Raw genomic sequence first — 16,867 nt, 5'->3', positions numbered from 1 at the left:
AACATGGTCGATAGCAACTCAAGGATGCTTGATATTTATATCAAATAACAGAAAAAAAAGGACAAATATGTGGGAAATCCTACGTATACTAGATACAAGTATGAAATAAAGATGTTTAGAAAAAGGAGGACAAGTAAATGAAATTGATTGATTTAAGTATCACGATTGAAAATGAAGTGCCAAGTGATCCGCAAGAAATGATTCCGATGATCAACTATTTAGACCACGAGAAAAGCGTGCCGGATATGTTACGCTTTTTTGAAACGGCAAAAAAGGAAGACTTGCCTAATGGCTTAGCTTGGGCGATGGAAAGTGTCCAGCTCACTACGCATACAGGTACTCATATGGATGCACCTTACCATTATCATCCAACAATGGATAATGGACAGCCAGCTTGGACCATTGAAGAGGTGCCCCTTGATTGGTGTTATGGGGAAGGTGTCATGCTTGATTTTTCAGATAAACCAAATGGCTATCAGTTGACGGTCACTGACTTTCAACACGCCTTGAAAAATATCAACTATACACTCAAAGAAAAAGATATCGTGCTTATCCAGACAGGTGCTGCGCCGTTTTGGGGGACGCCAAACTATTTGATCAGTGGATGTGGTGTCGGACGAGAAGCAACCCTTTGGTTATTAGAACAAGGAATCTGTTTAGTTGGTACGGATGCTTGGTCGTGGGATCGACCATTACCGTTTATTGCGGAAGAATTTAAACAGACTCGCAATCCCTCGATTATTTGGGAAGGTCATTTTGCTGGAATCGAAAAGAAATACTGTCATATTGAAAAATTGACGAACTTAGATCAACTGCCATCCACTGGTTTCAAGCTAAGCTGTTTCCCAACTAAAATCAAAAAAGCGAGTGCTGGTTGGACACGAGTGGTCGCGATCATAGAAGAAAATCAATGTTGATTTGAAAAAGAATGAACGGATTTAGACATCTAGCGTCTGCCTATAGTGGGGGCGCTGAATGTTCAGATCTGTAAATGGAAGAACTGCGGACAAGAACAAGTAGGGCAAGCTGAGACAAAGCCAGTTAGTTCATGGAGGGATAGATCAATGGATTCAGAAAAAGATATCTTGCTTTATGGCTTATATAAGAAACGTGAAGCTTTTTTTGCTGATGTAAAGAATAATAAAGTTAATCTACAAGGCTATCCAACCTTATCTGGTGAATCAGAACATGCATATATCATTGATTATTATAATAACAAGCTACATATGGCGATAGTTGAACGAAAAAGATCAGGAAGGTTACGCACTTTTGGGCAGTGGCGTCTATTTATAGAACAACTACCTTTTGTGTTATTCCGATTTTGGTATGAACATCCGCTTTGGAAACAATACTTGCAGTGTATGGACTGGAGTCCTAAGAACTGTTTATGGGCAACGTTCAATTATCCAATCTTTCATGAAAATCTTCGACTAGAAGGTGTCGTATTGTATTTTCAAAATGCAGAAGGCGAGATAATAAGTTGTAATGACCATATTACTAGAGGCTGTAAAAATGGCATCGATATGGCCATCCATTATCCTAATATTCTCATTTATTTCGTGTTGGATGGCATAAAGATGAAAGAAGTCATGAAAAAAAATCGCCAAAAAAAGTACAAAAGTGAGTATACCTGTAAAGAATTACGCTATATTTACCGACATTGGTATCAATTAAAGGAGAAAGTCTTATTTTTCCTAAATCGAAAAATTGTAAATGCTCCTTGGATTGAAGGAGATCACATTCATGAATGGCAAAAGTATCATGAGCATCGTAAGAAAAAGTTAGGGAAAGAGATCTCTAAATCTGTGGACGATCTAACATATGATGTTTTCCCAGAAGAGAAGAAGAAAAATGAATTAAAGTCTTTCAAATCACTGCTTTTAGAAGTAAGTGAGAAAGGACACATCCAAAAAAAAATAGAAAAATCTATCGGTAGACAGCGAGCGTTCACGTTGTGAAGTATTTAGATGATTCGTGCATATATTATTGGCTGTTACGGCAACAAATATTTGGTTATTGAAGTGTATTCGTAGAATAAACAGGCGTCACTGGGGAACAGGAGAGAAAAGAATGATAGCAAATGAAATAAAAATTTTGTTTTTTGGGAAGAAAAGTGAGTATCAATGGTTATTTGAGTCAAATGAATCGGAACGATTCCAACCGGGTAAAGACTATCAGGTACAAATGTTTGACGCATGTAATAATGAAATAGAGAAGTTGATCATTCAGTTTGTTAAGGAAAATAAACTACTTACATTAAAAGACTGGGAGGATTTTTCTGATAACTTACCTTTGTTACTATTTCCACAAAATGAAAAAAAATTAATTTATTTTTCTGAATACTATGAGTCAATGAATCGCTATCCTGAGAATCACTTAACAAACGTTTTTGAAGTAGCCATCCAAGCAGGAAATCTTCAGACAGATGGCCAAAGATTATTCTATACCAATGCTATTGGAAATGAAATTTCAATCAATCTACTTAAGGAACATGGGTACAAGACGGCTCTAGATATGGCAATGAGTCATCAGATAACTATTTTATTTTCTTTAAGTCATTTCAATCAAAGAGATATCAGCGATTACGATTTTTTAAACCGCTCTGAAACAGCTATTTTTCGCGAATCGATTCACTATATCTATCGAGAATTTTCGCAATTAAAAAATTTTAAAGAAAAGTTTCTTTTTATAAACAACATAGAAAGTGTGCCACCACCTTGGATTGATGGAAATTATATCAAAGATTGGCAAGCTTACATTAAGCAAGAAATTGACACGAAAAAATCAGAATCAGAAACGAATCAAGAACCAATAAATAATAGAAAAATATTATTTTTTGGTCATGAAAGCGCCTGTGAATCGTTAGCTAAAACCCCTGAAATAGAGGAGAAACTCGTCAACAAGGACTATAAGGCGCATATGTTTGACGCTTGTAATAAAGCAATCGAAAAGTTGATCATGGGACATGTTGAGGAAGGGAAACTGATAACCAAGGAACATTGGGAGACTTTTTCTAATAAATTACCTTCTTTGTTGGAATCACAAAGCGAAAAGCTAGTACATGTACCTGAGTATCTTCGAACGATGGGGTTAGAGAGGGGAGATCAATTCAATCGATTAAATAAAATAATGGGAGTGTTTTTTACCAAAACATCACCCGGTAGTTTAAAAACAGATGGAAAAAAACTATATTATGAATTTTACTGTTATAAAGATCATAAAATGAAAGCACCTGTAAAAGGGCTTGAAATACAAGCTTATGAGATTGCAGTGGATATGGCTATAAAAGAGAATATCCCGATTTATATTTCCTTAGATGGTATTGACCTGCGTGGAATATGTTTTAAACTTCAAAAACACAATGTGGATTTACTCCCTAAGAAGGTCCTTAAAAATGAGCTTTTGCTACGTGCACTCCGACAAATTTACCGGAATTATTCAGAACTAGGGGAGAAAGTTACTTTCTTTGAAAACGGAAAAAGAGTAGCTCCACCTTGGATCAAGGGCGCATTTGTTCTAGAGTGGCAAAGATATTTTGAGCGTAAAAAAAATAAACTGGAACAGAAAAACATCCCCTCTTCTCTGACAAAAGTAAACCGAATGAATAAATTAATACAGACAATTCATGACGAGAATATCATACAAACGGTCAAAAAAATGAGAAAAGATATGAATCCAGCCTTTCGGGAAAAAGTAGAAATGTTTGGCAAACAGGCAAGTGCGCTAAATGAACAGAGGATCAGACAACAAGCTCAAACAAAAGTAAGGAGACATTCCGTTCAGGTAGAAAAGTAAGAGGAATATCAATTTTCGTATTTACGTGTAAATGATTAAGTTTAAGAAAGTGGGATAGTGGAAGGGATACAGACAAAGTGTACCTTTTATGATTTGGGATGGATGAGCAGCGAAAACTATTTTACCAAGGTGTAATTTGAGAAAAGTGACACTGAAAGGATCTCCTAGTCTGACAGAACTAAACTCATCGGCATATGCCATTGATCACTACAATAAAGAGCTATATGAATGGATCGTTAGTAAAGTGTTGGAAAAAATTAAAACTGTAGAAGAGTTGCAAGGATTTGAGAAAGTGTGGCCTAGCTTATTAGCAGAAGAACATAAGTATCGACCGCATTGGAAAAGATACTGGCAGTGTATGCAATGGGACCCTAAAAATCGCTTGTTGAATAGATTCAAAAAAGTGGTGATTGAAAGACGATTATTCGTGGAAAAGGGCGCACTTTACTATCGCAACAAGTATAAAAAGAAAAAATATTTAATAAGCCTATCGAAAGAGAGTGTAAAAACAGTATTGAAATAGCCATCCACTATTCTAATCTTAGAATATATGTTGTACTAGACAAACTGAATATGCACAATATCTCTGAGAAAAATTGTTATGGACATTACGAAAGTGATTATACGTGTAAAGAATTGCGCTATATTTTTCGCTAGTAGGTTGCATTAAAAGAAATAGTCGTTTTTTTAGAATAAAAAATCGTTAAAGTACGACCTAATACAGTGCTTCGAAATGACCATCTCTCAATAACTTGAAAGCAAAGATTCATAAAAAAATGATTGAAAGGTGAGAAATCTAAAGAAAAAATCATTCACTTACTCTCACTTCAAAAAATACAGAGATAACCATATAAAAAAGCCAACTCATCATAAAAAAGGAAAGCTCATGATGAGTTGGCTTTTTAGTTGGTGTTAGCTGTCTAAATTAGAAAATCTGGATCTTCTATAAAGCAATCATTGTTCGATCAAGCGTTTTGCTATGTCATAGTCACCTTCATAAGGTTCATCTACGCCACCAACTTTTTGATACGCATCCACGCCTTTACCAGCAATCACAACAGAGTCTTCTGGATGGCTTTCTGCTAATGCTAGTTGGATCGCAGTGGGACGGTCCATTTCATAATGAACAGCAAGCGCTGTATTGGTGATTGCTGCGTGGATTTCTTCTGCAATTTTTTGTGGATCTTCAAAAGCAGGATCATCTGCAGTCAAGAAAACGATATCGGCTGTTTCTGACAAGACTTCTCCAAAGTCTTTTCTGCGGGAAATCGCTTTGTTTCCTGGACTTCCTAGAACGACGATCACACGACCATTGGGATGTTCACTTTTAGCAAATGCTAAAAGTGTTTTTAAACTTAAATAGTTATGGGCATAATCAACGTAAACATGGGCGCCGTTCTTATGGGTCAACTGATCCATGCGTCCCGGTACTCTAGCTTCTCTTAGGCCTTGTTGGGCATCGGTGATCGAGGCACCGACTAAAGTCGCCGCAATGATTGCGCTAGCTGCATTTTCTTGATTGAAGCCACCAGCTAATTTGATCTCATACTCCGCTTCAACAGGTAAATCAGAACCATGTGTGATCAATTGAAACGCCTGTGTTTGATTTTCTAAACTTTTCACTTGAACGTCTGTTGTATCTGCTCGTCCGTAAGTGATTGCAGGAATACCGTGGACTTGACCTGTTTCCACTAATAAATCAAAGTAATCACTCTCACGGTTTAAAATCACTTTTTTTGAATTTAAGATCAACTGTCGTTTGCAATAAAAGTAATCATCAAACGTAGGATGTTCGATCGGACTGATATGATCTGGAGAGATATTTAAGAAAATCCCAACATCTAAAGTTAGTCCATAAACACGTTGCGTCTTGTAGGCTTGAGAAGAAACCTCCATGACAAGATGTGTCATACCGTTTTCTACTGCTTCAGCCATCATGCGATACAAGTCAAGTGACTCTGGGGTCGTTAAATTCGATTTAAAAAAAGACTTGCCGTCTAATGTGGTATTCATTGTTGAAAAAAGGGCAGTTTTATAGTTAGTCGTATGGTCTAGAATGGCTTTTGTAAAGTATGCAGCGGTGGTTTTACCTTTAGTCCCAGTAAATCCGATGACTAGCATCTTGTTTTGTGGATAATCATAAAAAGCCATGGAAAGAATCGCCATTGCTTTGCGAATATCGGTCACGATTATGCCACATGCTTCATTCTCATAAGGTTCTTCGGCGACGTAGTAATTAAGCCCTTGAGCAATTGCGACAGTTAAATATTCTTCTTTAAAATTTAATCCTTTACAAAAAAATAATGTCTCAGCGTCGACCTGACGTGAGTCATAACTTAATTTCTTGAATACTCTATTTTCTGGAGCATAAAGATGCCACCCCTGTGGTGATACAAATTCTTTTAACAGATTTTCTTTTAACAATAAGTTGCGGATATCTTCTAAGGAGAAGCTCATTGAATCATCCCTCACTTTGTATTTATTTGGTTTATTATAGCATATTTTTTGTTACGTATTTTCAGGAACAGGTGATTTAAGTAAAAATGAAAGAAGATAGAATATGGAAAGTGGACAGGAACAAATGATTGGATACGAGAGAAACGGGCAGATTTCCATAATAAAAAAGTGGTATTCCAACAGGAAATAGTGCACAAAAAAACAATGAATGTAGTAAAGAAGTGTTCCATTGCTGATATCCAACAGCAGATCAAGCGAGATACGGAAATCTTACTAAGGAATCACTGATTGAAATAAAAAGAGAGAAGGTCTAAAAATGAATTCTGAAAAAATAAGCGGATTTAATGAGCAGTTATCAAAGAGAAATACTGTATCTAAAGAGAAACGAGAGCAATCTGAACGGAGCAGAGAGGTTGAATCTTTACATTCAAAAAATCATCTAGAGGATAGTTCAATGTATAGTATAGAATCTGACTCAATCTACTATAGTCTAGACGATAGCTATAGTTCACAAGATCATTTGATACCTAGGGAACAAGCCAAACAAGCGAGTCAAGACAGTGGGAAACAACTGGGAATGATGACCAGGGGGTGGAGAAATCTACTAGATTCTAAATTTTTAAATAGCGTAGCCTTAAATAAGGCGAAGGAAGAGTTCGGTGGAGGCAGAATCACGCAACATTCAGAAGAACGAACAAAAAAAACAGTCAACAGTGTTCCATCTTTAGGGAGAACCTCTCTACAGCTTAAATCAAAACGACGAAGAATTTTGTCATACATAGTTGAAAAAATCCAAAAAATAGGCAGGAGAACAAAGAGAAAAGAACCTAGAACAGTTGGGAATTGTTCGTTACCAAAGCCAAAAACGATCCAAAAAAATGAGAAGCAGTCCACTAAGATAATAAGGGATAGTCCAAGCTACTTGCCGCATAAACTTCGTTCGGCGAATGAAGCTGCCAAAACGGCAAATAACTTATTTTCAAAAAAAGAAAAGGCTGTGGTTTCTAAAGAACGAGGGTAAATCGTTTGGTCTCAGCTTTAACGTTTTAGTAGAAAAAACGTTAAAAGGACAGAAACAAACTAGGTCTGTCTGATAGTATCTGCAAGGCAAGTCTTAAATAAAAAAGAAAGAAGGAATAGAAAATGATTGATGAAGAAATACGTGAATTTGGGGAAAAGTTATTGAACAAAAAGGATCTATCGAAAGAGGAGAAGCTTATAGCCTTTAAATATATAGTTTCACATTATAATATACCAGAAGATGATGTAATAGCCAGACTAGAAAACAACTTTGTACGCAAAGAAGACTCATTTAATGAGGCGATAGATCAACCTCATCGTGAACAAAGATTCAGACCCCTAAAGCAAATCGGTCGAGCAATTCAGTTACTGTGGAGAAGAGCATGGGGAATGATAAGAGGCGATCGAAAGTCCGATAGAATTGCTTTAGAACAGGCGAAGAAGGCGCAAGTTGTCACTAAAAACAACAACGAACAACAATCGAAAGCAGGAATCAGTCGAAGCGACTTGACTACAAGTAGAACAAAACACGCAAACAAATTTGATGATGTAAAGGCTACAGAAGATTCGCCGCAGAGTCCACAAATGTCCAAAAAAACCATTGAGGCTGTGAAAGAGAGTCCGATATACTTCACACGTAAAATTCGTTCGGCGAATGAATTTGCACAGGCAGTAAACACCGCATTAACTAAAAAGGTAAATCATCCGATTTCCAAAGAACGAAGATAAACGTTTGGTCGGAGCGTGAAAGTCTAAGTAAAACAAAACCTTAAAAGGATGGTAGATGGTAAAGAGAATAATCTATCTTGTTTCAATCTAAAAATTGTTATTTAAATAAAAAATGGAAGAAGGAATAGGACAATGAATCCAGAAATCACTATGAATTCGATCATCCCATGTATCAACAAGTATAGGCGACAACGTGCAAAATATGATGTATATGAATTAATTAAATTAATACAAGAAGTAGAAACTAACCCTAAACTGCAAGAATTGTTAGCTAAAGAAGGAGGTCCGACTAAAGGGGAAGCAGCGTTAGACTATGTGTTAAATAAGATAGATCGTAAATTTGCAGAAGAACTAATTCCTAGCAAACGTTCATCTAAAAAGACTGTACCTACAAGCAAAATGTTTCCTATAAAATCAACGAATGATGGAAAGACAAGAGACGCTCTAGTTACCTCTGATCAAAATAGTAGAAAATTATATACTAAATTCGAAATAGAAGGTTTTAATAGAAAATGTGATTATGCAAAAAAAAATGCAACTGTTGTAAATAGCAACTTAGAAAAAAATGAAAAAGCGATGATTTCGAAAGAACGAAGATAGAGAACCAGTTCATCCTGTGAGTGAAATAAAACAGTGATTACGTAAAAACTACAACCGCTACAAAATAAAAAAAGCCGATAAAAAGATTGCTACTTTGTGGATTTACACTTAAAATATGAGTAATGTTTTGAAGAAAGTTGGAATCTGATCAATGACTAATCAAAGAAAACCAGCAGTAGAAAATTTGACAGTTCAAGAGAAAATGGCTAGAGGTTCTGCTTGGATGACTGCAAGTAATATGATCTCTCGATTACTTGGTGCGGTCTATATTATTCCTTGGTATGCTTGGATGGGCGAAAATGCAAAGGCTGCCAATGGATTATTCAATATGGGGTACAATATTTATGCGTTATTCTTAATGATTTCAACTGCAGGGATTCCAGCTGCCATTGCGAAACAAACCGCACGTTACAATTCATTGAATGAATACGGGACGTCTCACCGGTTGTTTCTAAGAGCAATGCAAATGATGGCTGTTTTAGGAGTGTTTTTTGCAGGATTTATGTATTTTGCCTCGCCTTGGTTAGCTCGTGCCTCTGGTGGTGGGGAAGAATTGATTCCAATCATGCGCTCATTAAGTGCAGCACTACTAGTGTTTCCTTGTATGAGTGTTATTCGAGGATACTTCCAAGGGAATCAGGAAATGATGCCTTATGCACTTTCGCAAATCGTTGAGCAGATTGCACGCGTTTTTTATCTGTTGCTTTCTACATTCATCATCATGAAAGTCCTGTCAGGTGACTACGTAACTGCTGTGACTCAATCGACTTTTGCAGCATTTATTGGGATGATCGTCAGCTTGGCTGTCTTATTATATTTTTTGAAGAAACATCAAGCGTATACAGCAGCTCGTGTGCAGTACAGTGAAAACCAAGTGACCATTGCCACGAAAGAATTATTGTTGGATACGATCAAAGAAGCGATTCCTTTTATCATCGTAGGATCGGGGATCACGATTTTTAAATTAGTCGATCAATTTACATTTATTAAAATCATGGCGGATACCACTGAGTATTCCAATGCCCAATTATTGGATCTTTTTTCGATTTTCAGTGCGAATCCTGACAAGTTGACAATGGTCGTCATTGCTTTAGCGACGTCGATTGCTGCGACAGGCTTACCTTTGATCACGGAAGCGGTAACGATCAAGGATCGTCGTGGACTAGCAAAATTAACAAGCAGTAATTTACAGTTGTTTTCCTTTATTATGTTTCCTGCAACGTGTGGAGTGATGCTCTTGGCATACCCTTTGAATACTTTATTTTATACACCAGATCAACTAGGAAGCCAAGTATTGATCCAAGCAAGTTTTGTCGGTCTTTTTCTAGGACTTTATATGCTTGTATCGAATATGCTCCAAGGGATGTTTGAAAATAAAGCGGCGATCCAATACTTACTGGTTGGGTTTCTCGTAAAATTAGTCTTGCAGTATCCAGCAATCCGTATTTTTGAAGTGTATGGACCATTGCTCGCAACGATGATTGGATTTATCATTTCTTGTTCGTTGATACTAAAGAAAATCCATCAAGTGGCTCGCTTCAATCGGAAATTTGTATGGCGCCGCACCTTATTGATTTTTATTCTTACTCTGTTGATGCTCCTTGCAGCTGGGCTGACGAAAATGATTTTTGGGATGTTCTTGAACCAACACAGTAAGTTCCAATCACTAATATTAATTGTTTTAGTCGCTGGAGTGGGTGGTTTGGTTTATACGTATCTGGCACTTAAGCTTCGTCTCGCAGATAAGTTATTAGGTCGTCAAGGGATGATTCGCTTACGCCGACGTTTGCGCATCAAATAAGACAGGCATTGCTTGAAAAGGGGACAATCACATGCGTTTAGATAAATTTTTAGCTGACATCGGTCTTGGCAGCCGCAAAGAAGTCAAAGGGCTAATCAAAAATGGCTTGATCACAGTCAATGGAAACTGTATTAAAAGTGATAAATATCAAGTGAAAGAAACCGAAGACACGGTGATGTATCTAGATGAATCCTTACATTATCAAAAAGATTTTTATTATATCTTGAATAAACCTGCCGGCGTAGTTTCAGCAACTCAAGATAATCATGATCAAACCGTCATCGACTTACTTTCTGATGAAGATTTTCGGGAAGATTTATTTCCAGTCGGTCGGTTAGATAAAGATACAGAAGGATTGTTGATCCTGACCAATGATGGACAGTTTTCACATCAATTACTCTCTCCTAAAAAACACGTAGAAAAAGAATACTTGGCAGAGGTCAAAGGTGTGATGACGAAAGCAGATGTGTCAGCCTTTGCAGAAGGGTTACTCATTGATGGAGAGGAACAGACCCTGCCTGCAAAACTGTTCATTGACTCAGTCGATGAAAAAACAAACACTTCTCGTATCCGCTTGATCTTACATGAAGGCAAATTCCATCAAGTGAAACGGATGGTAAAAGCCGTTGGAAAAGAAGTCACTTACTTGAAACGGATACGTATGGGGAATTTTCTTCTGCCAGAAGATTTAATTCTAGGAGAGTATCGCCAAATGACACCAGATGAATTGGCACAAGTAAGAAGTAAATAGAGCCTGAAACACAGCTTATAGGATTGGGGTATACTACTCAATCCTATAAGCTTTTTGTTTAGGGCTGACAAAGAAGTGTATAGTGGAAAGTCTAAACACAAGAAGGAACTAAAAAGTAATTTCCATATACGATTATGATGTTAAATCAACCAATTATGACGGATAAAACAAAATAATAAATATATAATGTATTATACTCAGTGTATAAATCATTTGAATTTTTTATTAACTAAAAATATTAATTATGTAATTTGCTCAAATAATATTTTAGGAAATATTATGCTCTATTATATTTCTATTTTCCCAAAATGGGAGGTACATAACGAATGAAAAAAAGCTGTTTTAAAAGTTTATTTAGTTTATAACCAGGAATAATAATTTATTTATGTGAGATGGTAGTTCAGAGAAAATATCTATAGGTAGGTTCTATGTCAATATTTCAAAACAAGGCAGAGGGGAAGTATGAAAAAGAATAATTTCATCTTGATGGATAATCTTGGAGTGGAACATAAAAACAATAAAGTATTAAAAAATATAAATATGCAAATTGAACATGGAGAATTTGTATTTTTGATAGGAGAAAGTGGCTCGGGAAAAACCACTTTAATTGAGTTGATTCAAGGGAGACGAATGTATAATACGGGTAGCTTGAAAATCAAGGATAAAGAATTATGTCAATATAACTATATCGAATTACAAAATTTAAGGGAAATGATGGGGGTAGTTTTTCAAGACACAAGATTGATTGAAGAGTGGACAGTATTTGAAAATATAGCTTATAAATTGGAATATTTAGGTTATCCATTCTCATTGATACAGTCGAAAGTTGAGGAAGTTACAGCAGATCTAAAAATAGATCAATGTATAAAAAATTTACCTAGAAATTTATCTGGTGGTGAAAGACAACGTGTGAATATTGCCAGAGCAATCGTTGCGAATCCCCAAATTATTATTGCTGATGAACCGACAGCTAATTTAGATAAGGCAAATGCAAAAATAGTATTTGAGTTATTGAAAAAAAAGAATAAAATAGGCTCTACGATTATTATGTCTACTCACGATCCTAACTTTATAAAAGAATCTGAATTTAGAATCATTAAGTTAACTAAAGGAGAGAAGGTATATGATCAATGTGGGTCCAACTATTTTATCTAACCTATATCTTGTTAGGAGAAGTATTAAAAGCGCATACAAAGTAGGGATTAGATATGTTGTTTCGATTACTATTATTGGCATCCTATTTTTTGAGTGTGTCTTTTTGCAATTGTATTTACAAAGGTTTATTCAAATCATGGAACAAGAAATAATGAGTAGCAATTTAAAGTCGGCACAACTAAGTTTAGATGGAAATCAGTTTTTAATTATGCAAATTTCTTTTGGAAGGGATATTTTATCCTTTTTAATAGTGATAATTAGCATATATATATTATTTGACTTTAGAAATAAAATTTTACTAATCAAGGTAATTGATAGAACAGATGTTGAAACAAAAATATATTTGGGAATCCAACCTAAATATGTATTGAGAGAATTATTACTAAAAATTTTTTTTATCTACATAATTGGATTAAGTCTTAGCTATATCATTTGTATCTTTCTAAATATGAAACTATTTTCTTTATTCAATTCTATTTTGCCTTATGATTTACAAGGACATCATAGAAACTCGATTTTCTTTTCAATGGTTTTTTTTATGTTAATACTTTCTATAGTGTTAGTATTCTACACTATTATAATAGAATTTATTAGTATTCAGAGATTTAAGAGAACCTTTTCACTGTATTAGTACTAATACAGTGAAAAGGTTTCATAAATATTATTGTTTTTTTTGTACATGTGTAATCAGTTTTATTACGGAGTTCTTTTTTTCACATTCTCACCAAATAAAAGTATAGATTTATAAAAATATGCGTATGTAGAGCAAATAAACTGACTTAATTATTATCCAACCACAGTCATACATTATTATGTAAGCATCCAACAGCAAAGTACATAAAAGTTTTTCTAACTGCATTTAAACTAAAAATAGATAGAGCAATAGAAACAAAACCTACTTATAGGATTCAGGAACGCATTCCTAAATCCTGTAAGTTTTTTTGTTTATTTATTGAAATCATGATAGATGGCAACCTAAAACAGCTATTTTTCGTTTTTCTGTCTCACGCCTCAGATCAAAATGATTCTTTTACAATCTTCTCTATAATTTGTTTCATTTTCCCTATGATTTGTTCATTTATTATATCTTTTGAAAGCGCTATAATGACAGTGCGAATGAGGTGAAAGGAGTTTTTATATGAGAAAAAGGAAGGGGTTAAAAGGTTTTTTTGGGAATTTATGGCGTTATAAGGCGCTTGTTTTGATGGCGATCCCTGGGATGATCTGGATGATTTTTTTCTTTTACATCCCGGTATTAGCAAATGTCGTTGCGTTTAAAAATTTCCATATTTCTGCGGATGGCTTTCTTGCCAGTTTAAGAGAGAGCCCATGGGTTGGATTGGAGAATTTCAAATTTTTATTTTCTTCTGATCAAGCCTTTCTGATTACCAAAAATACGATTTTATATAATGTGACATTTATTTTACTGAATCTTTTGATATCTGTCGTGTTTGCAATCATTATGAGTGAATTGCGAAATAAACGATTGGTAAAAGTATACCAGACCATGTCATTGCTGCCCTATTTCCTTTCTTGGGTCATCATTAGTTACTTTGTCTATGCGTTTTTAAGTCCAGATAAAGGGATCTTTAATCAATGGCTGGCAGCAAGTGGGAGAGAAACAATCAATTGGTATAATGATCCTAAATATTGGCCGTTTATTTTAGTCTTTATTGGAACATGGAAAGGGATCGGCTATAACAGTATCATCTATTTTGCTTCAGTTATGGGAATCGATCCGACGTATTACGAGGCAGCGATGGTGGATGGCGCAAGCAAGTGGCAACAAATCAAACATGTGACGATTCCACAATTGATCCCTCTGATGACGATCTTGACGATATTAGCAGTTGGAAATATTTTCCGAGCGGACTTTGGTTTGTTCTACAATATCCCAAGAAATTCCGGAGCGCTTTATGAAGTGACACAAGTTTTAGATACTTATATCTATAATGGGCTGACATCCACTGGCGACTTTGGTATGACGGCCGCAGCTGGGCTGTATCAATCGGTCGTCGGCTTTGTTTTATTAATAATCACCAATACGATTGCTCGTCGTTTTGACAGCGAATCGGCATTGTTCTAAGGAGGAGAAAAATGAATAAAAAGAAAGTTCAACGAGTAGAGATTCGCTCGTTTAGTCAAACCACCAACTTTTTCTCCAATATTTTGATTGCACTTTTTGCTTTTTCTTGTGTATTACCATTTATTTTTGTAATTGCGATCTCTTTTACAGATGAATCCATTTTGTCCACGCAAGGGTATAGTTTCTGGCCTAAAACACTTAGTACATTTGGATATACTTTTTTGTTTGACCAGATGCAAAACAAAATTTTTCAGGCTCTTTTCGTCACTGTTCTTGTGACAGTAGTAGGAACGTTGATCAATAGTACAGCAACTTCTTTATATGCTTATGCTATTTCTCGATCCAACTTTCCATTTCGTCGTTTCTTTACAGTCTTTTGTTTGATTACGATGTTGTTCTCACCAGGGATGGTTGCGAACTACTTAGTGATGACGAATTTATTACAACTGAAAGATACGATTTGGGCATTGATTTTACCGATGGCGGTCAGTCCGTTCAATATTATCGTGATGCGAACATTCTTTAAACGTTCGGTGTCTGATTCGATCATTGAATCTGCTAGGATAGATGGGGCGAGTGAACTTCGGATTTTTGTACAAATCGTCTTACCTTTAGCGATTCCAGGAATTGCGACAATTAGTTTATTTGCAGCTTTAGGTTATTGGAATGACTGGTTCAATGCGTTACTGTATATTCAAAACGATAATCTCGTTCCATTGCAATATTTATTGATGAAGATTCAAAGCAATATCCAATATCTTACTCAAAATGCTGGAGCAGGTAGTCAGTTAGCCGGCGGTCTTGCTTCTGTTCCTGGAGAGTCTGCTCGTATGGCAATCGTTGTTATCTCAACATTACCGATTGCGATCAGCTATCCATTTTTCCAAAAACATTTTGTTAAAGGGTTAACGATTGGCGGCGTCAAAGAATAAAGCACTAAAATAGGAGGAAAAAGATATGAAGTTATGGAAAAAATTAGCTTTTACAGGATTCTCAGCACTAACAGCAATCAGTTTAGCAGCTTGTGGGGGCGGTTCAGGTGACAAAGACGATGCAGCGGCCAGTGATACGACGACATTACAAATGTACCAGATCGGTGACAAACCAGATAACCTTGACCAGCTGCTGGAAGTCGCGAATAAACGTATTGAAGAAAAAATTGGTGTAAAAGTCAATATCAATTACATTGGTTGGGGTGACTATGAGAAGAAGATGAACGTTATCATCTCATCTGGTGAAAATTACGATATTGCTTTTGCCAACAACTACGTATCAAATGCACAAAAAGGCGCATTTGCAGATTTGACTGAATTAGCTCCTGAGTATGGAAAAGAAGCGTATGATTCTTTGGATGAAGCATATATCAAAGGTAATCTGGTCAATGGGAAATTATATGCGTTCCCAGTAAACGGCAATGTCTTTGCACAACAAGTGTTGACCTTCAATAAGCCACTATTAGATAAATACAATTTATCGATTGATGGTATTGAAACGTATGCAGATGCAGAAAAAGTTTTACAAGAGTTCCATAAAAAAGAACCGAATACAGCGGCTTTTGCCATTGGTCAAGGATTTAAAGTACAAGGTGATTTTGATTATCCACTAGGAAATACTTTGCCATTTGCGGTTGATTTGAATGGTGACAAAACAAAAATTATCAACCAATATGACAACGAAAATTACATTGAACTGTTACGGACGATGCATAGTTGGTATGATCAAGGATTGATCCCTAGTGATGCAGCGACTAGTAACAAAGATTATCCGTTAGAAGGTAATACATGGTTGATGCGTGGAGAAACACAAGGACCATACGATTACGGCGATACGATTTTAACAAATGCTGCAAATCAAGAATTAGTGTCTAAACCGATCACGGTTCCGTTGAAATCAACAGGACAAGCACAAATGGCAAATTTTGTTGTCTCTAATACGTCAAAAAACAAAGAGAAATCAGTAGAGTTCTTAGCGTTATTGAATAGCGATCCTGAATTACTTAACGGCTTGGTTTGGGGGATTGAAGGAGAAGCATGGGAAAAAGTTGGCGATGACAAAGTGAAATTATTAGACGGATATCAGCCAAAAACTCACATGTCTGCTTGGAATACCGGTAATAATAAAATTCTTTACACACAAGATACGATTACCGATGAAATGATTGCTAAAAGAGATCAATCGATTGCAGAAGCTGAAACTTCTCCAATCTTAGGCTTCAGCTTTAATACAGACAGTGTAAAAACTGAATTGAGTAATATCTCAAATGTCATGAATCAATACCTTGATGGGTTGAACACTGGAACTGTCGATCCAGATGAAACCTTACCAAAACTAATGGATGCCTTAGATAAAGCTGGATACGACAAAGTACTGACAGAAATGCAAAAACAATATGATACATTCCGACAAGAAAACGATTAATCCATACTGAGGTTGTGACGGAAGTGTCTAGCTCCGATAAATAAGGCGGAATCCA

General features: G+C 35.9%; 14 protein-coding genes. 13 read left to right on the top strand and 1 reads right to left on the bottom strand.

Annotated elements, in window-relative coordinates:
- Window positions 1–137 precede the first annotated feature (137 nt).
- From IGJ00_RS14035 to IGJ00_RS14020, 4 genes are all read left to right on the top strand, one after another.
- Window positions 138–917, top strand: a complete 780-nt coding sequence (locus IGJ00_RS14035) for a cyclase family protein (protein WP_438844547.1) — start codon at window positions 138–140, stop codon at window positions 915–917.
- A 147-nt stretch (window positions 918–1,064) separates the two neighbouring features.
- A complete protein-coding gene (locus IGJ00_RS14030; RefSeq protein WP_438844546.1) occupies window positions 1,065–1,958 on the top strand; it encodes a hypothetical protein in 894 nt (297 codons plus the stop codon).
- 112 nt (window positions 1,959–2,070) lie between these two features.
- Window positions 2,071–3,795 carry a hypothetical protein gene (locus tag IGJ00_RS14025; RefSeq protein WP_438844545.1) on the top strand — a complete coding sequence of 575 codons (1,725 nt, stop codon included), beginning with the start codon at window positions 2,071–2,073 and terminating at the stop codon, window positions 3,793–3,795.
- 145 nt (window positions 3,796–3,940) lie between these two features.
- Window positions 3,941–4,318: a hypothetical protein gene (locus IGJ00_RS14020; protein ID WP_071867529.1), complete on the top strand. Its 378-nt coding sequence runs from the start codon at window positions 3,941–3,943 to the stop codon at window positions 4,316–4,318.
- Between the two features lie 431 nt (window positions 4,319–4,749).
- On the opposite strand, the gene IGJ00_RS14015 is transcribed toward IGJ00_RS14020, so the two are convergent.
- Window positions 4,750–6,252 carry a UDP-N-acetylmuramoyl-L-alanyl-D-glutamate--L-lysine ligase gene (locus IGJ00_RS14015; protein ID WP_071867530.1) on the bottom strand — a complete coding sequence of 501 codons (1,503 nt, stop codon included), beginning with the start codon at window positions 6,250–6,252 and terminating at the stop codon, window positions 4,750–4,752.
- A 316-nt stretch (window positions 6,253–6,568) separates the two neighbouring features.
- Between IGJ00_RS14015 and IGJ00_RS14010 the strand changes: the two genes are divergently transcribed.
- From IGJ00_RS14010 to IGJ00_RS13970, 9 genes are all read left to right on the top strand, one after another.
- Window positions 6,569–7,273, top strand: coding sequence for a hypothetical protein (locus IGJ00_RS14010; RefSeq protein ID WP_071867531.1), 705 nt, complete (start codon window positions 6,569–6,571; stop codon window positions 7,271–7,273).
- 122 nt (window positions 7,274–7,395) lie between these two features.
- Window positions 7,396–8,001: a hypothetical protein gene (locus tag IGJ00_RS14005; protein ID WP_071867532.1), complete on the top strand. Its 606-nt coding sequence runs from the start codon at window positions 7,396–7,398 to the stop codon at window positions 7,999–8,001.
- 132 nt (window positions 8,002–8,133) lie between these two features.
- Window positions 8,134–8,601 (top strand): hypothetical protein, encoded by a 468-nt coding sequence (locus IGJ00_RS14000; protein WP_071867533.1) that lies wholly within the window; start codon window positions 8,134–8,136, stop codon window positions 8,599–8,601.
- 151 nt (window positions 8,602–8,752) lie between these two features.
- Complete coding sequence (locus tag IGJ00_RS13995; RefSeq protein WP_438844544.1) at window positions 8,753–10,402, top strand: putative polysaccharide biosynthesis protein; 1,650 nt, start codon at window positions 8,753–8,755, stop codon at window positions 10,400–10,402.
- Between the two features lie 31 nt (window positions 10,403–10,433).
- On the top strand, window positions 10,434–11,153 hold the full coding sequence (locus IGJ00_RS13990; protein WP_071867535.1) for a pseudouridine synthase: 720 nt from the start codon (window positions 10,434–10,436) through the stop codon (window positions 11,151–11,153).
- 462 nt (window positions 11,154–11,615) lie between these two features.
- Complete coding sequence (locus IGJ00_RS13985; protein ID WP_081367455.1) at window positions 11,616–12,308, top strand: cell division ATP-binding protein FtsE; 693 nt, start codon at window positions 11,616–11,618, stop codon at window positions 12,306–12,308.
- A 1,138-nt stretch (window positions 12,309–13,446) separates the two neighbouring features.
- The gene (locus IGJ00_RS13980) at window positions 13,447–14,394 is read left to right on the top strand and encodes an ABC transporter permease (RefSeq protein ID WP_272018022.1); all 948 of its coding nucleotides are present in this window, start codon (window positions 13,447–13,449) and stop codon (window positions 14,392–14,394) included.
- An 11-nt stretch (window positions 14,395–14,405) separates the two neighbouring features.
- Complete coding sequence (locus tag IGJ00_RS13975; RefSeq protein WP_019723328.1) at window positions 14,406–15,326, top strand: carbohydrate ABC transporter permease; 921 nt, start codon at window positions 14,406–14,408, stop codon at window positions 15,324–15,326.
- Window positions 15,327–15,351: 25 nt separating this feature from the next.
- Window positions 15,352–16,812 carry an ABC transporter substrate-binding protein gene (locus tag IGJ00_RS13970; protein ID WP_071867538.1) on the top strand — a complete coding sequence of 487 codons (1,461 nt, stop codon included), beginning with the start codon at window positions 15,352–15,354 and terminating at the stop codon, window positions 16,810–16,812.
- The last annotated feature ends 55 nt before the right edge of the window (window positions 16,813–16,867 follow it).

It is taken from the genome of Enterococcus sp. AZ062 (genome assembly GCF_051715065.1).
Lineage (GTDB): Bacteria > Bacillota > Bacilli > Lactobacillales > Enterococcaceae > Enterococcus_B > Enterococcus_B mundtii.
The sequence above is the reverse complement of the archived record's forward strand: the minus strand, read 5'-3'. Positions and strand labels throughout refer to the sequence as shown.